We start from the raw sequence: 23,539 nt of genomic DNA, 5'->3' as shown, positions 1-23,539 counted from the left end.
AAAATATATGCTGTGCGCGTTTATTAAAAAACTATGTTAATTCGATATTTTTGTAGTCCTTCTCCATTTTCATTGCAATGTAAAAAAGGATTACTAATAACTAAATGATAGCTAAAGTATTATATAGTAGTTATTTTTTCAAGAAACTCTTTTGTAATTGGTTTTTCCAGAAATCCAAATATATTCGGATCGACATGAACCCTCGAAATATCAGAATCGTCTATCGTAGAAGAGATAATAAATACTTTGCAGTATTTTTTTACAAACTGAGGTAATGTATTAAATGCTTCCATAAATTCAAATCCAGACATCATGGGCATGTAAATGTCTAAAAAAATAATATTAGGCAATAAATCGATGTTGTTTTGGTTGTCTTGTAAATAGTGTAATGCATTAACTGCATTATCATATTGTAGTAATTTATTTGCAAAATTATTTTTGATAATTAATCTAGAACCAATATATCGATCGATATTGTTATCGTCAATAATCATTATTATGCCAATTTTTTGTTGTAATAACTCTATCATGGTTTTAAATTTTTTAATATAATGCTAAAAGAAGTACCAATTCTTTGTTTAGAACTAACTTCTATAGTACCTTTTAATTTTTTAATAATTTCCTTAACGATATAAAGTCCAATTCCTGTACCGTCAACTTTGCCAGATAATCGGAAAAACATATCAAAAATTTTATTATGATGTTGTTTTGCAATTCCAATTCTGTTATCTGCTATTAGAAGATGTAAATATTCTTTATCTATTGTTCCAGTTATTTTGATAAATTTATTTGGTTGTTCTGTATTTTGAAATTTTATAGCATTTGAAATAAGATTCTCTAAAATAGTGTTAAGGCTTTGTTTATCAGAATAAAAAGGCACTAATTCTTTAATGTTTACTTCGTAACTGATTTTTTCAGAGCTTTTTATATTTTTGAATTCTTTAAAAATTTCTTCTATAATTTTTTGAACTGGAATTTTTTTAATGTCTAATTCCATGCGGTTATTTCTCGAATAAATTAGAATATTTTTGATGTATTCATCGAGACGATTAACGCTATTTCGAATCATAGATGTATGTTCCAAGGTGTCTTCCTCTTTACTTTCTTCTTCAATAAAGCCGAGTAATCCTAAAATAGAGGTGAGTGGCGAACGTAAATCATGTGACACACTATACACAAAGCGATCTAGTTCTAAGTTTGTTTTTGAGAGTATTTCATTATTTTTAATTAATTCATCTTCGTTAATTTTTCGTTGCGAAATATCTTGATGTGCTATTACAACTAAATCCTCTTCTCCATCAAATGGTACGGCAAGTAGTGCAAACCAAATTTCTTCTTTTGTATCCATGTGACAAGGATATTCAAGATAAAAAACATCCTTTTTTTTTGTCATTACTTTTTGGAGTCCTATTAAAACTTTCGGGGCAATCTCATCACCTTCAATTGTTGATTTTTTACAAACATCTAAGTAATTACTGCCTATGCTTGTATTTTCTAGAGTAGTTTCTCCATTTACTAATGCAAACCGATTCCAAGCTTCATTGACCGCTATAATTGTTCCAGAGTGATTTATAACAGCTATATGTGAGCTTAAGGAATTTAAAATGTTACGACTAAAGTTTTCGCTTTTAAGAAGGTCTTTTTCGGCTTTCTTTTTTTCAGTAATGTCTCTGAAGTTGCCTACAAATGCATTCACGTTTTTTTCTTCTATCATATTGGTTACTGTTCCTTCACACCAAATCCAATTGCCATTTTTGTGCAGAAATCTTTGTTCAAAATCGAAATATTTTCCAGATACAGATTCAATCTCTTTTCTTTTTTCAAGAAAACAATCAAGTTCATCAGGATGAACTAAATTAAAAATAGAAATATCTAGAAATTCTTCTAATTTATAACCCAACACTTTGGTTATTGATGAGCTAGCATAGATTAGTTTACCGTTTTGATCGGAGAGTGTTTTTACATCAGTACTTTTTTCTATCAAGGCTCTGAAAAGCCTCTCGTTTTTTAGTACAAGTTCTTCGGTTTCTTTGTGTTTTTTTGCTTTTTCAAATAAATCAATTGCAAACGAGATATCAGTTGCAACTTCAATAAACAAAGCAATTTCCTCGTTATCAGAAAATTCGATTTTTTCTGAATAAAGATTTAAGGTTCCAATTATTTTACCCGATTTTCTAAAAGGGAGTATAATAGCAGAATGTATTCCGTATTTTTTTGCAAAAGGTACCCATTTTAAAAGTTCGGATTCATTATAAATATCATTACAAATGAAATACGATTCTGTTTTCAATATTTGATCATGCGGACTGTTTACTTCAATATTTAAGTTTTTAAATAAATGAGTAATCTCCTCGGGGAGCCCGTAATGTTGTATCATAGAAATCGTTTTATTGTCTTGATCAAAAAGACCAATCCAAGCCGTTTTAAATTTCCCAAATTCAACAGCAATATGACAGGAATTACTGAAAAGAGCACTTCTGTCATTTAGACGTAAAATTTTCTCATTAATCTGACTAATAAAGGCATATAAATCTTTTATTTTTAACAGTTTTTCAAATGTTTTTTGTTGTTCACTTCGATTTATAGAAAGTATTAAAATTCCTTCAGGTATAGGTTGAATACTAAGTTCAAAATTACCAACAGTACCATTCGGAAAAATAAAATCGTTATCAATTCGTTCACCAATTCTATTTATCATGCATCGATTCAAGACTTTAAATAAATTGGTTTGCTCAATATTAGGGTATTTTTCCATTAAGGTTTTTCCAATCAATTCCTTTTTAGAATAGCTACTAATTTTTACCAAAGCATTATTGACATAAATATATTTCCATTTAAAATCAAGGATTTGTACACCTTCTAGTAAAGAATCAAATCTATTTTTGAATTTTGAATTGCTACTCATCTTGATGTTTGGTGTTGAATATAGTTTGTACTAAAAAATGAATTTATAGTGGTTTTATTCATGAATTGTGATTGATATTTTGTTCATAGAAATACAACTATTTTTTATCAAAAAGGTTTTATTTGAACAGAATATTACTAAGGTAAGTGTTATATATGTTAAGTGTTCCAAAAACAAAAAAACATGTAAACCTTTTTTTTAATTATATAAGAAACTAAATCGGAGAAGTTCGATTTAAGATTTCTCTAATTGAAGTTGTTGAGAATTTATATCTTCAACAATCGTTCTGCTGCTTTTATCAAAGTTTCATCGTCTTTTGCAAAGCAAAATCGGATGCATTTTACGTCTTTGCCACCTGCATAGAAAGGAGATAGCGGAATAGTTGCCACACCAAAATCGGTCACTAGTTTTTTAGCAAAGTCTAAGTCATTTTCGTTAGAGAAATGCCCATAGGAAGCAACCTGAAAATAAGTGCCTTCGCAGGGAAATAATTCGAATTTAGTTTCTTGCATCAGACTTCTGAAAAAATCTCGTTTTTGTTGGTAAAAACCGCCCAATTCAGAAACTTTCACCACATCAATATAATCGTTAACCGCATATTGAGCAATACTGTTGACACTGAAAACGAGGAATTGATGTACCTTTTTAATTTCTATCATTAATTGTTCTGTTGCAATGAGATAGCCAATTTTCCAGCCCGTAATGTGAAACGATTTCCCAAAAGAGGAAACACTCACGCTTCGATGCCAAAGTTTCTCGCGCTGATGTATAGAAATGTGTTTGTTTTCGAATGTAATGTATTCATAGACTTCGTCTGAAAGTAAAATGACATTTGGGTATAAATCGAGTAGTTTTTCGAGTTGAATATAATCCTGTTCTGACCAGATTTTGCCAGTAGGATTGTGCGGATTATTGGTCACAATCATTCGGGTTTTGCTGTTCATTCTATTTGCGATGGCTTCCCAATTGGGTGTAAAATCCTCATTTAAAGCAATTCGAATAGGCTTAGCATTGCATAACAAAATAGTCGATTCGTAGCTGTCATAACTTGGGTCTAAAATAATCACTTCGTCATTGGCATAGACTAAGGCTTGAATGGCAGCAAAAATGCCTTGCGTAGCACCAGCAGTAATTAAAATTTCGGTGCTAGGATTCACTTTTCGTTGATAGGAATCCTGAGTGAGTTTTGCAATTTTCTCCAACAAAGGCGGATAGCCAGCCATGGGCAAATATTGATGTATTTCTTCCTGCGTCCATTTGATAACGATGTCTTTTAATTTTTGATCTACAGGAAAATTAGGAAATCCCTGTGAGAGATTAATGGCTCGGTATTCGTTTGCCATTTGCGACATAGTAGTAAAAATACTAGTACTTATATTTGGAAGTTTAGACATCAATCAGGTTTTTTGAAAGTATAAAAGTAAAGTTTTTTTATAAAACTACCAGTTAATTTTGGATAGCGACTTGTCTGCCGATAGTTAAGTAAAACGGATTCGTTTTGTAGCAACACTAATTGACACTGATTTAGAGTTTTTAAATCTGTTTTTGTTCGCATTTTGCCATGAAAATCAATTTGCAAACGATTTTTATTCACCAACTTTTCCTATGAATACTGCTCTGAACGCCAACTTTGACGTCGGGAACGTCAAGTTTTACGTCAGGAACGCAAAGTTTTACGTCAAGGACGTGAAATTTTACGTACTACAACGCCAAGTTTTACGTCAGCAACGTCAAGTTTGACGTCAGCGATGCCAAATTTCACGTCCTTGACGTCAAACTTGACGTTATTAGCATGGAAAAATATATTGTGATTGATGGAGTTGGGAAAGATTTTTTAAGAAGAAACCCTGAACTCCTTTCTTAATTTTTATACATTTACGCTTTAAACTATTTTTATGAGAAAAGTATACTTTTTAGTAGTGGGGTTATTCTTTTTTAGCGGGGTAAAAGCACAGATTGTAAATATTCCTGATGCTAATTTTAAAGAGGCCTTATTATTATCAGATTCAGGTGGTCAAATTGCCAGAGATTTATCGGAAAAATATTTTAAGATTGATGCCAATAATGATGGAGAAATTCAGATAAGTGAAGCTGAAAATGTTTGGGCTTTGAATATTAGAATGTTGGATATCAAATCCGTGGAAGGAATATCGAGTTTTATTAATTTAGCTCATTTTTACTGTTATTCCAATCAAATCAGTTCTTTAGATGTTTCTGCATTAGTAAATCTTCAAGGTTTATATTGTTCTTCTAATCAACTTACTTCATTAGATTTAAGTAATCAAAAGAAACTTAATTCATTGATGTGTGATGATAATAATTTAACAAGCTTGTCTATTAAAAATACAAATATTAATGTGTCTTTTTTAGATTTTTCAAAAAATATGAATTTATTATATGTATGCGCAAATGATAAACAGTTACCAGATGTACGGAATATGATTCTTGAATATGGTTATACTAATTGCCATGTTAATACATATTGTTCTTTTGATCCAGGAGGAACTTTTTATACTATTCAAGGGAGTCAAAAATTTGACAGTAATAACAACGGTTGCGATGCTTCGGATATAGTTTTTCCTAATTTGAAATTCACCATTTCCGACGGAACCATCACGGGTAGTATGATAGCTAATGCAACTGGAAATTATTTTATTCCTGTTCAAGCGGGTACAAAAACTATAACTCCAATTCTTGAAGATTCTAGTTATTTTAGTATTTCTCCCAATAAAACAGTAGTAACTTTTCCAAAACAAGCGAGTCCGTTTACTCAGGATTTTTGTATTACATCAAATGGTGTTCATCCTGATTTAGAAGTTACCGTTTTATCCATAAATAGAGCAAGACCAGGTTTTGATGCTTCTTATAAAATAGTTTACAAAAATAAAGGCAATCAAACTCAAACAGGTTCCGTAAATCTTACTTTTGATGATGCTGTTTTAGATTTTGTTATAGCAAATCCAATTGCTACTAGTCAAAGTACTACTAATTTGTCTTGGAATTTTACTGATTTAAAACCATTTGAAACCAGAGAAATAGAAGTTAAAGTTAATGTCAACTCACCACTTGAAACTCCAGCTGTAAACGGCGGAGATGTATTAGAATATATTGCTAGAATAACAAGTGCTTCACCCGATGAAACCCCAGCCGACAATAGTTTTACATTGAATCAAACGGTAGTTAATTCATTTGACCCAAATGATAAAACGTGTTTAGAGGGCGCAACCATTGCTCCAAGTGCTGTGGGAAAATATGTGCATTACATTATTCGTTTTGAAAATAAAGGAACTGCTGAGGCTGAGAATGTTGTCGTTAAAGATATTATTGATACTTCAAAATTTGATATTAATTCACTCGTGGTAACCCAAGGAAGTCATCCTTTTGTAACTAAAATTTCAGAAACCAACAAAGTAGAGTTTATCTTCGAGAACATCAATCTGCCATTTGATGATGCAACCAATGATGGCTATATGGTTTTCAAAATCAAAACAAAACCAAGCTTGGTCGTTGGAGATTCTTTCAGTAATACCGCTAGTATTTATTTTGATTACAATTTTCCAATTATAACAAATACAGCAACTACCTCAGTATTGCAGAGTTTAGGTACAAATGATTTTGAGTTTTCGACTTTCTTTAACCTTTATCCAAATCCTGCAAAACAAGTATTGAATATTGATGTTAAGAAAAACATTGTGGTTTCTTCAATTAGTATTTACAATACACTAGGACAACAAATTCTCGTTATTCCAAATGCACAGCAAACAAAACAAGTGGATGTTTCCAATTTAAAAACAGGAAATTATTTTATTAAATTAACTTCAGATAAAGGAAGCGCTGTTGGGAAGTTTGTGAAGGAGTAAACTTATTAAGAATTGGATTTTTTAGAACTGTTTTTACTTAACTTGAATTGATAATTGAGTGTTTTTAATTTGCTTCGTCTTTCATTAGCTCTTAATTTTAGAGTTAGTTCCACATTCAAATTAACCCGAGTGAGATATTCTAAAATACTAGCATAGGCAGCATCAGTAGTTTGATCTTGTTTTACTTGTTTTGAAAGGACATTTGCTCCATTTTTTGAAGGAATTTCAGATTTGGTATCTTTAGTTGGCGAAGGAAAATCGAAAGTTAAAATGAATTGTTCTTTTTGAGGATTGATATTCACCTCGAAATTATTGACAATAAATTTATCGGACAGAATGCTCTTTTTTAATGTATTGGCTTCTGTTACTAGCGGTTTAGATTCGTTTACAGGAAGCACATCATTGATGTAGTGGATAACTTCTTCAATCGCATTTTCGGAACTGTCGTATTTGATATAGTATTCTTTTCCTATAAATACTAGTGCTCCTTTAGCATTGATTTCGAATTTTTTAGAGAGATAGATTTTTTTAAAAGTATCTTCTTTAATGTCGGTTTTTACAAAATTAATTATGTTGTAGGCTAAGTCAAGAACGTGTAAAAAATATTCGCCACTTCTGTTCGAATAAACAGGGTTGGCAAATGTATTTTCTTTTTTTTCATTGATGTAGCCAACTACTCTCATTTGGAATTGCTTTTAGATATTTTTAAATTTTGTATTTGTTATTGTTGCAAATCATAAAGGAATTAACATAAAAGCGTACTAAATTAATAAAATAAAAATAAAAATTTCAAGCAAAAATTATTAATTTATAAAACGATAAATAATGAAAGTACAGTCCGTTTCTTTTTAGTGACTATTATTCTCCAATCAAGATCTCTAAAATTCGTATTGCAGCTTCGCTTATCTTAGTTCCAGGCCCAAAAACAGCCGCAGCACCAGCATCAAATAAAAATTGATAATCTTGATGAGGTATAACTCCACCAACAATTACCATAATATCTTGACGACCAAATTTTTTAAGTTCTTCAATGACTTGAGGAACAAGCGTTTTGTGTCCAGCAGCTAGTGAGGAAACCCCTAGAATGTGAACGTCGTTTTCTACAGCTTGTTTTGCAGCTTCGAAAGGTGTTTGAAATAATGGACCAATATCTACATCAAAACCAACATCGGCATAGCCTGTAGCGACAACTTTAGCGCCACGGTCGTGACCGTCTTGCCCCATTTTAGCAATCATTATTCGTGGTCGACGCCCCTCTTTTTTGGCAAATTTGTCTGCTAAAAGTTTCGCTTTTTCAAAGCTTTTATCGTCTTTAATTTCTTTACTATACACGCCACTAAAGGTTTTAATTTGTGCTTTATATCTGCCAAAAACGGTTTCAAGCGCATCGCTAATTTCGCCTAGAGTGGCTCTATTTCTTGCTGCATCGACTGCTAATTCTAATAAACTGCCTTCTTGATTTTGTGCACAAAGAGTTAATTTTTCAAGTGAGTTTTCTACTTTTTCTTTATTTCTAGTTGCTTTTATACGCTCTAATTGTTCAATTTGTTGTTTTCGAACCATTTGATTATCAACATCAAGAATATGTAATGGATCTTCTTTTTCTAATCGGTATTTGTTGACACCTACAATTACATCTTGGCTACTGTCAATTCGTGCTTGTTTTCGTGCAGCAGCTTCTTCAATTCGCAATTTCGGAATTCCTGCTTCAATAGCTTTTGTCATTCCGCCTAATTCTTCTACTTCTACAATTAATGCCCAAGCTTTTTCTGCAATTTCAGCAGTTAGGCTTTCTACATAATAACTACCCGCCCAAGGATCGACTGTTTTAGTGATTTTGGTTTCTTCTTGCAAAAATATCTGGGTATTTCTTGCAATTCGTGCCGAGAAATCTGTTGGTAAAGCAATTGCTTCATCTAGTGCATTGGTATGTAAAGATTGAGTCCCACCAAAAGCAGCCGCCATGGCTTCAATTGTTGTTCTTGCTACGTTATTAAAAGGATCTTGCTCGGTCAAGCTCCAACCCGATGTTTGGCAATGTGTCCTGAGGACTAATGATTTTTCGTCTTTTGGATGGAATTGTTGTACCAATTTTGCCCAAATCATTCTAGCGGCTCTCATTTTTGCAATTTCCATAAAATGGTTCATTCCGATTCCCCAAAAAAAAGATAGGCGAGGGGCAAACTCATCAATTTTCATTCCTGTAGACAACCCTGTTTTTATATATTCTAAACCATCTGCAAGTGTATAGGCAATTTCTATATCGGCTGTTGCTCCAGCTTCTTGCATGTGATAGCCTGAAATTGAAATCGAATTGAATTTCGGCATTTTTTTACTCGTATATTCAAAAATATCGGCAATGATTTTCATAGAAGGAGTAGGCGGGTAGATATAGGTATTCCGCACCATAAATTCCTTTAAAATATCATTTTGGATTGTTCCAGAAAGTTGCTCGGGTGGAACGCCTTGTTCTTCGGCAGCCACAATATAAAATGCCATAATTGGTAAAACGGCTCCGTTCATCGTCATGGAAACCGACATTTCTTCTAACGGAATTTGATTGAACAACACTTTCATATCTTCAACAGTATCGATAGCAACTCCTGCTTTTCCTACATCCCCCACAACGCGTTCGTGATCAGAGTCATAGCCTCTATGTGTAGGCAAATCGAAAGCTATAGACAATCCTTTTTGTCCCGAAGCAAGATTTCGTCGGTAAAAAGCATTACTTTCTTCAGCAGTCGAAAATCCAGCATATTGCCTAATTGTCCATGGTCTTCTGACATACATCGTTGCATACGGACCGCGTAAGTTGGGAGCAAATCCTGCACCAAAACCAAGATGTTCGAGATTTTCGATATCTTCGTTAGTATAGGTAGCTTTTAGCTCAATATTTTCTGCAGTTAGAAAGTTATCTTTTCTAGAAACTTCTAACTTCTGATTTTTGACTTCTGATTTTAGAGTGATATGTTGAAGATTTTTTCTCATTTTATGAATTATTCTTTTTCCAATCTTTCCTGTTCTATTTTCTCAGCTAATCTTTTTTCGATTATTGGTGTTATCAAAGTTTTTCTGGGCTTGTTTTTTACAAAAGGAAACAGTTCTAAATCGTGTTTCATTTTGTCATCCTTGTTTGGATATTTATTCGTTCCCAATAAAATCTCTTTACCAGAGTCGAATAATTCTTGTTCCTTATCAGCACTTTCTTGAATTTTTCTTTTAATAATTCCATCGTTTAGTTGTTTTAGAAAACCTCCATTAGCTTCAATATCTTTAAATAATACTAATGATTTTTCTGCTAATTGTTGGGTTAAACTTTCGATGTAATAACTTCCGTCAGCCGGATTATTGACTTTGTCGAAATAACTTTCGTGTTTGAGAATTAACAATTGATTTCGAGCAATTCTATCGCCAAATTCATTGTCTTTATGGTACAATGCATCATAGGGCAGGTTCGCAATTGCGTTAGCTCCACCAAGTATTGCCGACATGCATTCGGTTGTGGTTCGTAATAAATTTACGTTATAATCGTATACTGTTTTATTTCTTTTTGTTGGCGTAACCAGTATATGACAATCAAAATGGTGGTTGTATTCTTTTGCAATCAAGTTAAAAAGTGTTCGTAAAGTTCTAAGTTTAGCAATTTCGAAAAAGTAATTAGTTCCAACTGAAACTTGAAAAACCATGGGTTGGTTTATTGTTGTAATTCTATTGAAATATTCATTGGCTTGAGCCAAACTATAGGCAATTTGTTGCACCATATTTGCACCTGCATTTTGATACAAACTACTATTAATACTTAAAATTGAGCAAGTACTTATAGTTTTAGAAAGCAAATTTAAAGTTACGAAGTTATCTTTTTCTGAGGTTGCAAACCAATTTCCATCTTTGGCTAATTGCCCAATAGGATCAAGATTTAGGAATACAGTGGCTTTTTTTTCTTTGGCTATTAATTCAATTTTTTTTATGAAATCGATTGATAGAAATTTAAGATTAAAGTAAATTGTAATTGTATCTAAAGAAAGGCTTTCGAGTAATTTTTTTATATCTGTTCTCTCTTCTTCAATTGTAAATAGAATACTTTCGGCACCACGCTCTATACTTTCTTTAGCTCTTTGAATTGATTTTTCTACATCATAAACAAATATGTTTTGACAAATTAAAAACATTGAAGCATTCGTATTTATAGAAAGATAGGCATCAGTATCGTCGTTATGATAAAATGGTTTTACTTTAATTCCTTCAGGCGAATTCCAAATGAGAGTTTCATTATAATCGGCTCCTTTAAGCTCAAACTGTATTTGTTGTTTCCATTTTTTGGAGGAAACGAAGTTAAAATCTTTAAATAAATTTTTTGACATTGTATGTTTATTTATAGCTTCTGTTTCCTAAATAGAATATCGATTTTCTTGTTATAATTCTCCTTCTTTTCGAATAGTATCTCCGTCAAATTCAATGATATAAATATCCTCACTATCTTTTTTCATATAGTACTTTTCTCGAGCATATTTTTCTATCTGATCTGGATTCTTGAGTAATTTGATGTGCTCTTGGTCTTTCTTTATTTCTTCTTGATAGTATTTTTTATTGTTTTCTAAATCATTAATTTCAGTATCTAAAATTCGATGATCAAAATAAGAATAATTGTCTAGGAACAGCATCCAAGTACAAAAAAACAACAATACCCACACGTATTTGTTACTTAAAAATTTGAACCAAGCAGTTTCTTTATAAGGGTTTGCCATTTCAGTTTAAATTACTATAAATATATAAAAAAATTATAATATCCTTTGATTAATTACTGCTCGAACAACATCTATGGCAACGGTATTGTATTTATCGTTTGGAATAATAATATCTGCAAATGCTTTAGTAGGTTCAATAAATTGTTGGTGCATCGGTTTTAAAGTTGTTTGGTATCGATTTAAAACCTCTTCCATGTCACGACCACGCTCGGCAATATCACGTTTTAATCGTCTAATTAATCTTTCATCAGAATCGGCATGAACAAAAATTTTCACATCAAATAAATCTCTTAATTCAGGATTTGCTAAGATTAGAATCCCCTCAACAATCATAACTTTTCGAGGATGCGTGAGTATAGTATCATCGGTTCTATTGTGTTTTAAAAACGAATATACTGGTTGATTAATAGTATTTCCTTCTTTTAATTCTTTGAGATGAGTTACGAGTAATTCAAAATCAATAGCTCTAGGATGATCAAAATTGATTAAGGCACGTTCGTCAAAATTAAGATTCTGAGTTTCTTTGTAATATGAATCTTGTGAAATAATACCAACCTCAGTTTCTGGTAATTCATTCATAATTTGGTGAACTACAGTAGTTTTTCCGCTACCAGTTCCGCCAGCAATTCCAATAATTAGCATATATTAGTTGTGTTGTATTAGTTAATTACAAAAATAGGAATTTAATTGGGAGTGAATTTTGTTTTTGTAAATGTTTTTTTGAAACTGGCATAAAAAAAGCGAAACATTTCTGTTTCGCTTCTGTCGGGGTGGCAGGATTCGAACCTGCGGCCTCCTGCTCCCAAAGCAGGCGCGATAACCGAGCTACGCTACACCCCGAAATCGAATGCAAATATAATGTTTAATTTTTCTCTTCAAAAGATTTATATAAATAAATAAAATTTATTTTAAGATAGTAAATTAGGATTTATTTGAGCACGAAATTTTTAGAATATAGTTTACATTTGCAATCTCAAAATTGATTTTAAAATACAATTATGTCTGATACAATAGAAAAAATAAAATGCTTAATTATAGGTTCCGGACCGGCGGGTTATACAGCAGCAATTTATGCAGCAAGAGCAAATATGAATCCTGTTTTGTACCAAGGGACTCAGCCAGGCGGACAATTGACAACTACTAATGAAGTAGAGAATTTTCCTGGTTATGTTGATGGAGTTACGGGGCCAGAAATGATGGTGCAATTGCAAAAACAAGCGGAACGTTTTGGAACCGATGTACGTGATGGTTGGGCTACAAAAGTTGATTTTTCAGGTAATTTACATAAAGTTTGGATTAACGATACTAAAGAGTTGCATTGTGAAACAGTAATTATTTCTACTGGTGCAACTGCTAAATATTTAGGACTTGAATCAGAGCAGCATTATTTAAAAATGGGTGGAGGCGTTTCTGCCTGTGCGGTTTGCGATGGTTTTTTCTACAGAAACCAAGAAGTAGTTATTGTTGGTGCTGGAGATTCGGCTTGTGAGGAAGCACATTATCTTTCAAAATTATGCAAAAAAGTAACAATGTTGGTGCGTAGCGAAAAATTCAGAGCTTCAAAAATCATGGAAGAGCGCGTTCGTAAAACAGAGAACATTACCATTTTAATGAATCATGATACTGTAGAAGTTTTAGGTGATGGGCAAGTGGTAACAGCCGTAAAAGCGTTGAATAAAACAAGTAATGAAGTTTTTGAAATTCCTGCAACGGGTTTCTTTGTAGCCATTGGTCATAAACCAAATACGGATATTTTTGCTAATTATCTTACTCTTGATGAAACAGGCTATATTATTAATATTCCGGGAACATCTAAAACAAATGTAGCTGGTGTTTTTGTAGCCGGCGATGCTGCCGATCATGTGTATCGTCAGGCAATTACTGCTGCGGGAACAGGTTGTATGGCTGCTTTAGATGCAGAAAGATATTTGGCTGCACTTTAATCAAATTCAAGATTATAAAAGAAAAGAGTTCCAAAAATATTGGAACTCTTTTCTTTATAAATAAATCTTATGATTTTATTTTGTTAACGTTTTTTTATTCAAAGTGGCATTGTCAATAAAATTCTTCATTTCGATTTTTTGTGTGCCATACAAATTAATCTCCGATTTTCCTGAGGCATCAATTATAGCTTTTGTGCTTACAATTATACTGCAATTAGAATATCCTTCGGTTGTGATTTCAGCATTTTTTGAAGATAAATTTTTACCTGTAAATTCTGCATTGTTGTCTAATCGTAGTTTTAAATTATTAACATCGCCTTCAACATTTGCATTTGTTTTTTGGTACATATCAAAAACCAATTGATTAGATGATATTAAGGCTTTAAGTTTGGCGTTTTTACTGAGTTCAATAGTAGTTTGTTCCGATTTTAGATTGAGCTCAATTTTTGATTTATCATTAGCCATCAAAGTAAAATTCTTAGTTTTTACATAGGCAAAAATTTTAGAGTCATCGAAGCTTTTAAAAGTAAAATCATCTAAATTAATTTCGGCTAATGCAGTTATGTTTGTATTGTCTTTTGCAATTAACATTTTAAAACCAGTTGTATAGGTTACTCTAACGCTAAATTTTTTTGCACTAGTAACTTCTTTTTTACTTGAAATTTGTAAGGAATTGCCGTTATAGCTGGTTTCTATAAGGTCATGAAGATTGTCATCGGCTTCTATTTCTAAGGCACATTTATCTCCTTTTATTAAAAATATTTCTATATTATCTTCTACTTCAAGATTTTCGAATTCATTTATCTCTTTCTGTTCTACGGTGACAATCTTTGAACCTTTTATTTTTTCTTTGTCTTGACTAAATACGGAATAACTAAATAAAAATAGAGTTAAGAATAATACCGTTTTTTTCATGTTTGTATATTTTCATCAAATATAAAAAAAAATCATCCCTTTTGAAGATGATTTTAAAAATTAAAGATATAGTTTTATTCTTTGCTTATACTTCCTCCCGAACTAGTTTTACTTTGTACTTTTTTAGGAGTTCCGTTATAGTTAATGCTACTTCCACTTGAAGCATTTGCTGTTAATGTTAGAATAGGAGAAACAGTTGTGGTGCTCCCGCTACTAGATTCCGAAAGGACGTCGTTTGCCATTAATTGCTCAGCATTAATTTGGCTTCCGCTAGACGAGTCAGTTTCTAATTTTAAAGCTTTTCCGCTAGCAATAATAGTACCTCCGCTTTCAGTTGTTAAAGAAATTGCATCAGCTTCGACATTTATCTTTATTTCACTACCGCTATCAGCTTCAACTTTTATATCATTTGTTATTAAAGTATTTGCACTACTAATTTTTGATCCACTTGATGCATTTATTCCTGAAATTGAAGGTATTTTTACAATTACTTTTGGAGTTTGCGTAGCATTATATCCTTTTTTAGTTTTTATAATTAGAACACCATTTTCAACGGTTGTGCTTATAATTTTCTGTAAATTCTCGTCAGCTTCTACTGAAATAGATTTATTATCAGTTTGTTCTATTATAACTTCAATACCAGAGCTAACCTCGATTTTCTGAAAGTCGTTATTAACGAATCTTGTTTGAGTTGTAATGTTTCCGTTTCCTGTTTCTTTATTTCCTAAATTTATATCATATTTACAGGAGGAGAATAATAATACAATAAATGCTGTAACTATAAGTTTTGTCAAAAATAATATTGTTTTTATCATTACTATTGTTTTTTAATTATTACACCATTTACGTCTGTTGTTAATCCTTCTTTTCCAATAATTTGTTTTATTATTACTTTTTCACCATTTACATTTACTGTTGTAGTTGTGATACTGTCTTTTTTAGATATAGTGTTTTCACTGTTTTCAACATCATTCCATTCGTTTTCTTCTTTTGGGCAATTCAAACATTTTACTTGTGAACTTCCCATTTTATAAATAAATTCATCGGAACTAAAATGCAAGTTAAAGAATGAATCATCTGAATCATCATATTCTTTCACACTATTGTCTGGTTTAAAGAATGTTCCTTCTGGCAAGTAAAGTAGGATTTGTACTTCTTGATCTCTGTATTTACTTTTAAAATCAGTTATTAAATAGTTGTCTAAAATTAATTGGTTACCTATTATTTTAAATCCATATTTAATTTTATCGGCTGTCTTTCTAGCTTCAGATAATGATTTTCCTCTTGCTTGCTTTTCGATTTGAAGGTAAGGTACTTTTTCATCTGTTTTTAAAATTTTTAAACGAACTTGATTAGAGTAAATCACTTTGTTATCAGTAGAATCTTCAGTAATCATGAAATTGTTATACTCAAAAACATCTTTAGCGAAGTAATTATTATGTTTAAATTTTATGAGCAAAGTATCTGCTGGTTTTATAGTGATAGATTGTTTTTGTACAATTCTTCCCTCTTCTGCAAATTCTGATGCTTGTTTGATACCAAGACTAATTAATAGCCCAATAGCAATTGACCAAAGTGCAATTAAAGTATACTTCGCTATGTTTCCAATAGATTTTACACTTGGAGACAACAACTTGAACCCTAATAGTAATAAAAAGAAAAACGGAATACCAACAGCTAAAAACATTAATAATCCAAAAGACCAAATTGGATAATCTGAAAAATTACCTGCATTTACGAAATCTTGCCAAGGAAATTCAATAAAAGCGGTTGAGCCAATGGTAAATACTCCAATAAAAAGTATTACCAGTATTGCTAAACTTGACATGATGATGATTACCCCTAAAATTTTAGCAAAAATTTTAAAAATACTTAGAAATACATCACCAATTTCTGATATAAATTTTCCGAAACCAGTTTTAACTTGATTTCCCATTTTGTTGTAATCGGCATTTTTTAATTTATCTGAAACTGTATCATATTCTTCTCTAACTTTTTTTTCAATGTTAGAAATAGTTATAGGTTCACCAGTCATTTCGAGTTTTTCAGAAGTAGTAATTGCTACTGGCATTACAATCCAAAGTATAATGTAAGCTATGATTCCAAAACTAGTCGTTGCTAATATTAAGAATAAAATTTTTATCCATACAGCTTCTATTCCAAAATAATGACCTAAACCAGTACAAACCCCAGCAATAGAACCTTTGTCTTTATCACGATATAGTTTTTTGGTAACTCTGTTGGTTCCTGTGTAATCATTTTTTTGTTGCTCCTCCCCATCAGAATCAATTCTATAATCTTCCGGTTGCCCCATAACAGCGATAATTTCATCTAATACTTTTAAATTAATTACATGTTTATCGTTCGAATTTTTTTCTGTTATTAATTCAGCAATACGCAGTTCAATATCTTTAATGATTTCATCTTCACCATTTGCATTCGATAAAGAACGTTTGATAGCTTCAAAATAGCGTGTTAGTTTTTGATATGCATCTTCGTCAATATGAAAGAACATTCCTCCCAAATTTATGTTTACAGTTTTGTTCATGACTTTTATTTTTGGTTTGTTATAATGTTTACAGCATCAGACAATTCGGTCCAAGTACTATCTAATTCTTTTAAAAAGGTTTGCCCTATTTCAGTTAGTCCATAATATTTTCTTGGCGGTCCCGAAGTAGATTCTTCCCAACGATAGTTGAGTAATCCGTCGTTTTTAAGTCTTGTTAATAGCGGATAAACAGTTCCCTCTACCACAAGCAATTTAGCGTTTTTTAATGTTTCTAATATTTCTGAAGTGTATGCTTCTTTTTCTTTTAATACTGAAAGGATGCAAAACTCGAGAACACCTTTACGCATCTGGGCTTTTGTGTTTTCAATGTTCATAATTTCTTTTATTATTTTGGGATTTTAATTCGTTTTTTAGATTTCATTATTGCTTAATTTTAATAATTTACAGATAAAGCTTGATTGCTTTTTAACTTGTAAAGCGATTCTGCTTCATCATTTAATTGAATGGTTTCTGGCAACCCAGTATAAGTAACTTTTGCTTTATCTGCAACGGTCACAACAATTTTAGAGTCTGAATATACTAAAACTATAGTGTTTCCTTCAGCAGTTATAGATAGCGAACGGGCAACAAAGTTTTTTGCGTTACATAAAGCGGTATCGTTAGTTAGTAAGTTCGCTTTTATAGCCATTCCAGTAATATTTGCTTTCGCATTGTCTTTAAAATTTCCTTTAAGAATTTGAGTTTCTATTTTACCGTTAAATACGGTTCCTCTTTCTCCAACTATTTTGGTTTTGCCTTCATTTTTTATGTTTCCATTAAAAACTGATTCAGAATTTAAAACTACTGTACTATTTAATGTACTAATTTGGTTGGTTACAATAATTTTAGAGTATAGACTAGCTTTAAAAAAGGCAACATTTTTACTCGACAAATACACTTTTACTAAACCTTTACTTTTGTTACAATCATTGCCTTTAGGCAAATAAATTTTTAACTTTTTGCCTTTTACTTCGGTTACTACATTGCTTTTTGAAGCATTGTTTTGCAGTTCTATCTGCAATGAAAACTGATCATTTTCAGTATAAATGAGTTCAATTCCATTTTGCACTTCTACTTTAGAAAAATCAGATACTTTTCTGTTTTCTACTTCTTGACTTTTTGCTACCAATCCAATTAGGATTAAAGTTAGTGTTGTGATAATTTTTAACATGATTTCGATTTTTGATTGATGATTGATTTGATTTATTTAACGATTCGATTTTTGATTGCTTCGCCAGTTCGCTGAAGCTTGAGTGATGATAATTTATTATTCATAGTTCTTAGATTTTTATTTTAAAAAAGGAATAGTTATAGGGTAATTATAACCCATTCCGTTTGATGCTTTTACAGATGCTAATATGATTAAGAAAAACTCTAAAACTTTAAGCGCAAAAAATACTATAACTGCTAGAATTCCAAATACAGCCATTCCATTAAGATCTTCAATATTTATATTTTTAAAAGGAAATTCATTATGATTGGAAAAATCTTTGATTGAGAAGTTTCTTAAAACAGTTATTAATAAAATGGGAATAGCAATCAGTGCTAAAATTAAAGAGTATACAAACAAACTCAATTGAAAATTGATGACTTGTTTTCCTTGCTCATCAAGATATTCTGATTTTTCTTTTGTTGCAGACCATATGAGTATTGGGAAAATAAAATTTCCAAACGGAAATAGATATTGACTCAATGCACTCAAGTGAAGTAGTGTTGCTGTGTTTTTATTGTTAGTTGCTTCCATGATTAAAAGTATATAGTAATTTCTTATGCAAATATATGTCTAAAAGAAAGTATCTTGTATCGCATAGTAGTATATATTAACAAAATATTAACATATTTAAAAAATTAGAAATTCATGTATTATAGTTAAATCTTCTATTTTAAATGACTTAATAGTGTTTTTTAAGTTTAGATGAATGCTTTTACACTTCTATAATTAAATTGTATTATATTTATAAAAAATAGTAAAACTATGAATTTAGAAGTTATAAAAATTAATCTTTTCTTGCTTTTCAAGTTACCATCTGCTTTTTTTTGTGGAGTCCGAGTAAAAGAAATCAAGGAAACGGAATGTATAGTTACCGTAAAACACCAATGGATTAATCAAAACCCATTCAATTCTTTATACTTTGCGGTACAAGCTATGGCAGCCGAACTTTCAACAGGAGCATTAGTAATGAAACAGATTAAGAAAAGCGAAAAAAACATTTCAATGCTTGTTGCAAATAACAAAAGTAACTTTTCAAAAAAAGCTACAGGTAAAATTGCTTTTACTTGTAATGATGGACATCTAATAGAACAAGCTATTCAAAAAACAATTGCAACACGAGAAGGGCAAACATTTTGGATGAAATCAATAGGGACTAACCAAAAAGGAGAGCAAGTTTCCGAAATGGATTTTGAGTGGAGTATAAAAATTAAATAATTTAAGTTTTCAAAAGAACAATAGTTAAATCGAACTTAATTTAATTAAGCATTTAAAACAGGAGTATTAAATTTGTAATAAAAACATGCGAATTTTAATCACAGGCGCAACTGGTTTAATAGGTAGTGAATTAGTTTCACTTTTATTGCAAAACGGAGTTTCCATTCACTATCTTACCACATCAAAGCATAAAATTGAAAATCAACCCAATTATAAAGGTTTTTTTTGGAATCCAGAACAAGGAATTATTGATGAAAATTGTCTCATGGGTGTTGATGCTATTATTCATTTAGCGGGAGCTACTATCGCAAAACGATGGACAAAATCATACAAACAAGAAATTATTGAAAGTAGAATCTTTTCTTCAAATGTATTATACAAAGCTCTAAAAGAAAATCCCAATCAAGTAAAACAAATAGTTTCAGCATCAGGAACAGCTATATATCCTAATAGTTATTCTAAAATATATACAGAAGATTCAACTGAAATCGATGATGGTTTTTTAGGAAATGTTGTCATGAAATGGGAAGAAAGTGTGGATAAATTTAAAAGTTTAGGCATTAAAGTTTGCAAACTAAGAACGGGTATTGTTTTGGCTAAAAAAGGGGGTGCATTATTAGAAATGCTAAAGCCTATAAAACTAGGTTTGGGTTCTCCTTTTGGAGACGGCAAGCAGATGCAATCCTGGATTCATTTACACGATTTGGCAGAAATGTATTTTTTTGCGGTGAAGTATTCCTGGGAAGGTGTTTATAATGCAGTAGCTCCACAACCAATAACAAATGAAGCATTAACAAAAACAATTGCAACTATTTTAGAAAAGCCATTGTTCATGCCAAACATTCCAAAATTTGTAATGAAATTGATACTTGGTGAAATGCACGAATTGTTGTTTACTAATAAAAATCTGAGTGCTCAAAAAGCTATTAATGAAGGATTTAAATTTAAATTTCCTACAGCAGAAAAAGCACTTACAAATATCTTAGCATAAAAAAAGCTCCGCTTATTTTAAACGAAGCTTTTTTATATAACCAATTTGAATTAATAATATTTAGAAGCTTAACGCTAACCTTAAGATTCAATATGTAGTAAATAACCTTTTACTATCACAAACTTAACAAAAACGAAATCGAAATAGTCATAAAATTTTATTAAATTTTTATTTATTTTTTAAACATTTATGTAAAACTAATATTTATCGGTATGAAAAGCTAAAACCTAAAAAGGAGCAAAAAATTAGTGACAATTTGACATTTTATAAGAAATGGCAGTAATTTTGTTACTCAGAAATCAATGAAATTCAAAAATATATTCAAAAATAAAAGCAAAATGACCACTGAAAATACAGAACAAGATCAGGAAATAGACGATGCTACGTTAGAAATGAACGCTAATGGAGAACAACTTATAGTTGAAGAATTGCCATTAGAAGAGCAGCTAGCACAAGATTTAGCCAAAGAAAAAGACAAATTTTTGAGACTTTTTGCTGAATTTGAAAATTATAAAAGACGAACTGCCAAAGAACGTTTAGATTTATTTAAGACTGCCAATCAAGAGGTGTTGCAAGCTATGTTGCCTGTTATGGACGATTTTGATAGAGCTTTAACGGAAATCAAAAAATCGGAAGATGATGTTTTATTGAAAGGAGTAGAGCTAATTTACGAAAAGCTAAAGAATACCTTAAATTCTAAAGGGTTAGAAGAGGTTGAAATTAAAGCTGGGGATATATTTAATGCCGATTTTGCTGAGGCAATTACACAAATTCCTGCACCATCTCCTAATTTTAAAGGAAAAATTGTAGACGTTTTAGAAAAAGGATATAAGTTAGGCGACAAAATTATCCGTTTCCCAAAAGTGGTTATCGGACAATAATAGTTCAATTTTTAGAACAAGTTTCAAACCGTTCTTTTATAATTTATAACATGAAAAAAGATTTTTACGAAATATTAGGTATTACTAAAAATGCAACGGAAGCTGAAATTAAAAAAGCCTACAGAAAAAGGGCTATTGAATTTCATCCTGACAAAAATCCAGGAAATGCTGCAGCCGAAGAAAGTTTTAAAGCAGCAGCCGAAGCTTACGAAATTTTAAGCGATCCTCAAAAGAAAGCCAAATACGACCAATACGGTCACCAAGCCTTTGAGAATGACGGAGGTGGCGGTTATAGTGGCGGTGGTATGAATATGGATGATATCTTCAGTCAATTTGGAGATATTTTTGGAGGTGCTTTTGGAGGTGGTGGATTTGGAGGAGGCGGAGGACAACGCCGAATGAAAGGCAGTAATCTTCGTATTAAAGTAAAACTGACTTTAGAGGAAATTGCTAATGGTGTCGAGAAAAAAGTAAAAGTTAAAAGAAAAGTTCAAGCACAAGGCGTTTCGTATAAAACATGTTCAACTTGTAACGGTCAGGGTCAAGTGATGCGAGTAACGAATACAATTTTAGGTCGTATGCAATCAGCATCAACATGTCCTACTTGTGGTGGATCAGGTCAAATATTGGATAAGAAACCTACAAATGCTGACTCTCAAGGAATGCTTTTGGAAGAAGAAACGGTTTCAATAAAAATTCCAGCGGGTGTTGTTGATGGTATGCAACTAAAAGTTTCTAATAAAGGAAATGATGCTCCAGGAAATGGCATTCCTGGCGACTTAATTGTAGCTATAGAAGAATTAGAACACGACTTACTGAAACGTGAAGGCGAGAATTTACATTACGATTTATACATTAGTTTTTCTGAAGCTGTTCTTGGAATTTCAAAAGACATAGAAGCCGTAAACGGCAAAGTGAGAATAAAATTAGAAGAAGGAATACAATCAGGTAAAATCTTACGATTAAAAGGAAAAGGAATTCCAAACATTAATGGTTATGGAAACGGCGATTTATTAGTACATGTAAATGTTTGGACTCCTAAGATTTTAAATAAAGATCAAAAACAATTTTTCGAGAATAATCTTTCTGACGAAAATTTTATTCCTCATCCAGAAAAAACTGATAAGTCCTTTTTTGAGAAAGTAAAAGATATGTTCTCATAAGTTAAAAGATTTAATTGCATTTGAGTTTTACTTGTCAACTAGTAATTTTTAAAATAAATTTTTTTCCCATCCTTATGTAATAATTAGGGTGGGTTTTTTGTAACAAATCATTTCGCATAACTACTAATTCAGTACTTTTACAACCTACAATGACAATATTAAAATCAATCAGAGGTAAAAAAATTAATTTAAAATTGTCGTTGTTATTGAAATCCATTTAAATTTATGAGTAATATACTTGAAGTTAACAATGTCCTCAAGAAATATGGAGATTACGTTGCTCTTAACGAAGTTTCGCTTACTATTCCCAAAGGAAGCATTTATGGGCTTTTAGGTCCAAATGGTGCAGGAAAAACATCTTTAATTAGAATCATTAATCAAATTACTTTACCAGATAGTGGTGAAATAATTCTTGATGGCGAAAATCTAAAACCTGACGATGTCCAATACATTGGCTACATGCCAGAAGAGCGCGGTTTGTATAAATCGATGAAAGTAGGCGAGCAATGTTTGTATTTGGCACAACTCAAAGGATTGTCAAAACACGATGCCAAAACACAATTGGATTATTGGTTTGACAGACTAGAAATTCAAGGTTGGTGGAATAAAAAAATTCAAGAACTTTCTAAAGGAATGGCACAGAAAATTCAGTTTGTGGTAACTGTTTTGCACAAACCTAAATTGCTTATTCTTGATGAGCCTTTCTCGGGATTTGATCCTGTGAATGCTAATTTGATAAAAGACGAAATCATCGAATTAAACAAACAAGGCACTTCTGTAATTTTTTCGACTCATCGAATGGAAAGCGTGGAAGAAATGTGCGACCATATTGCATTAATTCATAAATCGAATAAGTTGATTGAAGGTAAATTGACCGATGTAAAAAAACAATTCCGAACCAACAGCTATGAAGTTGGAATTTTAAGTGACAATATTGAAGGGTTGATGTACGATTTATCACAAAAATTTACACTTTCCCCAACCAATTTCAAATCGTTAAATGACGAATTAAAATTAGAAATCAACCTTGGAACTGCAACACCAAATGAGTTATTGAATACCTTAATTCAACGTGGGCAAGTCACTCATTTTATGGAAAAAATCCCAAGCGTAAACGATATTTTTATTAAAACAGTAACAGAATAGACTTCTTAGAAAGT

The 23,539-nt window shown here is 31.4% G+C and carries 21 protein-coding genes and 1 tRNA gene; 7 read left to right on the top strand and 15 right to left on the bottom strand.

What is annotated here, in order from left to right; translation table 11 throughout:
* Positions 1–119 precede the first annotated feature (119 nt).
* The 3 genes from F6464_RS11565 to F6464_RS11555 all read right to left on the bottom strand — a co-directional run bounded on the left by F6464_RS11565 (position 120) and on the right by F6464_RS11555 (position 4,299).
* Positions 120–530, bottom strand: a complete 411-nt coding sequence (locus F6464_RS11565) for a response regulator (protein ID WP_151108008.1) — start codon at positions 528–530, stop codon at positions 120–122.
* The gene (locus tag F6464_RS11560; protein ID WP_151108007.1) at positions 527–2,905 is read right to left on the bottom strand and encodes a PAS domain S-box protein; all 2,379 of its coding nucleotides are present in this window, start codon (positions 2,903–2,905) and stop codon (positions 527–529) included. The genes F6464_RS11565 and F6464_RS11560 overlap by 4 nt, the downstream gene beginning before the upstream one ends.
* A 266-nt stretch (positions 2,906–3,171) precedes the next feature.
* Positions 3,172–4,299 (bottom strand): methionine aminotransferase, encoded by a 1,128-nt coding sequence (locus F6464_RS11555; RefSeq protein ID WP_151108006.1) that lies wholly within the window; start codon positions 4,297–4,299, stop codon positions 3,172–3,174.
* Between the two features lie 501 nt (positions 4,300–4,800).
* Here F6464_RS11555 and F6464_RS11550 point away from each other — a divergent pair.
* Positions 4,801–6,765 (top strand): T9SS type A sorting domain-containing protein, encoded by a 1,965-nt coding sequence (locus F6464_RS11550; protein WP_151108005.1) that lies wholly within the window; start codon positions 4,801–4,803, stop codon positions 6,763–6,765.
* 5 nt (positions 6,766–6,770) lie between these two features.
* Here the strand turns inward: F6464_RS11550 and F6464_RS11545 are convergent, their stop codons facing one another.
* The 6 genes from F6464_RS11545 to F6464_RS11520 all read right to left on the bottom strand — a co-directional run bounded on the left by F6464_RS11545 (position 6,771) and on the right by F6464_RS11520 (position 12,350).
* Positions 6,771–7,448, bottom strand: coding sequence for a hypothetical protein (locus F6464_RS11545; protein ID WP_151108003.1), 678 nt, complete (start codon positions 7,446–7,448; stop codon positions 6,771–6,773).
* 175 nt (positions 7,449–7,623) lie between these two features.
* On the bottom strand, positions 7,624–9,753 hold the full coding sequence (gene scpA / locus F6464_RS11540) for a methylmalonyl-CoA mutase (protein ID WP_151108001.1): 2,130 nt from the start codon (positions 9,751–9,753) through the stop codon (positions 7,624–7,626).
* 8 nt (positions 9,754–9,761) lie between these two features.
* On the bottom strand, positions 9,762–11,126 hold the full coding sequence (locus tag F6464_RS11535) for a methylmalonyl-CoA mutase subunit beta (RefSeq protein ID WP_151108000.1): 1,365 nt from the start codon (positions 11,124–11,126) through the stop codon (positions 9,762–9,764).
* Positions 11,127–11,177: 51 nt separating this feature from the next.
* The gene (locus F6464_RS11530; protein ID WP_151107998.1) at positions 11,178–11,510 is read right to left on the bottom strand and encodes an FtsB family cell division protein; all 333 of its coding nucleotides are present in this window, start codon (positions 11,508–11,510) and stop codon (positions 11,178–11,180) included.
* 33 nt (positions 11,511–11,543) lie between these two features.
* Positions 11,544–12,152, bottom strand: coding sequence for a uridine kinase (gene udk / locus F6464_RS11525; protein ID WP_151107996.1), 609 nt, complete (start codon positions 12,150–12,152; stop codon positions 11,544–11,546).
* Positions 12,153–12,275: 123 nt separating this feature from the next.
* Positions 12,276–12,350: transfer RNA gene (locus F6464_RS11520), tRNA-Pro, on the bottom strand.
* A 158-nt stretch (positions 12,351–12,508) separates the two neighbouring features.
* Here F6464_RS11520 and trxB point away from each other — a divergent pair.
* Positions 12,509–13,453 carry a thioredoxin-disulfide reductase gene (gene trxB, locus F6464_RS11515; protein ID WP_151107995.1) on the top strand — a complete coding sequence of 315 codons (945 nt, stop codon included), beginning with the start codon at positions 12,509–12,511 and terminating at the stop codon, positions 13,451–13,453.
* A 75-nt stretch (positions 13,454–13,528) separates the two neighbouring features.
* Here trxB and F6464_RS11510 read toward each other — a convergent pair whose 3' ends face one another.
* The 6 genes from F6464_RS11510 to F6464_RS11485 all read right to left on the bottom strand — a co-directional run bounded on the left by F6464_RS11510 (position 13,529) and on the right by F6464_RS11485 (position 18,660).
* The gene (locus tag F6464_RS11510) at positions 13,529–14,368 is read right to left on the bottom strand and encodes a GIN domain-containing protein (protein ID WP_151107993.1); all 840 of its coding nucleotides are present in this window, start codon (positions 14,366–14,368) and stop codon (positions 13,529–13,531) included.
* 74 nt (positions 14,369–14,442) lie between these two features.
* Entirely contained in the window at positions 14,443–15,183 is a 741-nt protein-coding gene (locus F6464_RS11505) for a head GIN domain-containing protein (protein WP_151107991.1), read from the bottom strand.
* Between the two features lie 2 nt (positions 15,184–15,185).
* Entirely contained in the window at positions 15,186–16,916 is a 1,731-nt protein-coding gene (locus F6464_RS11500; protein ID WP_151107990.1) for a PspC domain-containing protein, read from the bottom strand.
* A gap of 5 nt (positions 16,917–16,921) precedes the next feature.
* Positions 16,922–17,251, bottom strand: a complete 330-nt coding sequence (locus tag F6464_RS11495; protein ID WP_151107989.1) for a PadR family transcriptional regulator — start codon at positions 17,249–17,251, stop codon at positions 16,922–16,924.
* A gap of 59 nt (positions 17,252–17,310) precedes the next feature.
* Positions 17,311–18,087, bottom strand: a complete 777-nt coding sequence (locus tag F6464_RS11490; protein WP_151107987.1) for a GIN domain-containing protein — start codon at positions 18,085–18,087, stop codon at positions 17,311–17,313.
* 117 nt (positions 18,088–18,204) lie between these two features.
* Entirely contained in the window at positions 18,205–18,660 is a 456-nt protein-coding gene (locus tag F6464_RS11485; protein ID WP_151107985.1) for a DUF4870 domain-containing protein, read from the bottom strand.
* A 231-nt stretch (positions 18,661–18,891) separates the two neighbouring features.
* Here F6464_RS11485 and F6464_RS11480 point away from each other — a divergent pair, with 231 nt between their 5' ends.
* The 5 genes from F6464_RS11480 to F6464_RS11460 all read left to right on the top strand — a co-directional run bounded on the left by F6464_RS11480 (position 18,892) and on the right by F6464_RS11460 (position 23,525).
* Positions 18,892–19,344, top strand: coding sequence for a DUF4442 domain-containing protein (locus tag F6464_RS11480; protein WP_151107984.1), 453 nt, complete (start codon positions 18,892–18,894; stop codon positions 19,342–19,344).
* An 85-nt stretch (positions 19,345–19,429) separates the two neighbouring features.
* Positions 19,430–20,335 carry a TIGR01777 family oxidoreductase gene (locus F6464_RS11475; protein ID WP_151107982.1) on the top strand — a complete coding sequence of 302 codons (906 nt, stop codon included), beginning with the start codon at positions 19,430–19,432 and terminating at the stop codon, positions 20,333–20,335.
* Positions 20,336–20,637: 302 nt separating this feature from the next.
* Positions 20,638–21,216: a nucleotide exchange factor GrpE gene (locus F6464_RS11470; protein ID WP_151107981.1), complete on the top strand. Its 579-nt coding sequence runs from the start codon at positions 20,638–20,640 to the stop codon at positions 21,214–21,216.
* Positions 21,217–21,266: 50 nt separating this feature from the next.
* Positions 21,267–22,379: a molecular chaperone DnaJ gene (dnaJ, locus tag F6464_RS11465; RefSeq protein ID WP_151107979.1), complete on the top strand. Its 1,113-nt coding sequence runs from the start codon at positions 21,267–21,269 to the stop codon at positions 22,377–22,379.
* 225 nt (positions 22,380–22,604) lie between these two features.
* Positions 22,605–23,525, top strand: a complete 921-nt coding sequence (locus F6464_RS11460) for an ABC transporter ATP-binding protein (RefSeq protein ID WP_151107978.1) — start codon at positions 22,605–22,607, stop codon at positions 23,523–23,525.
* Positions 23,526–23,539 lie beyond the last annotated feature (14 nt).

The sequence above is a fragment of the Flavobacterium luteum genome (assembly GCF_008806775.1).
Lineage (GTDB): Bacteria > Bacteroidota > Bacteroidia > Flavobacteriales > Flavobacteriaceae > Flavobacterium > Flavobacterium luteum.
This window is presented reverse-complemented; position numbering and strand designations above follow the sequence as displayed.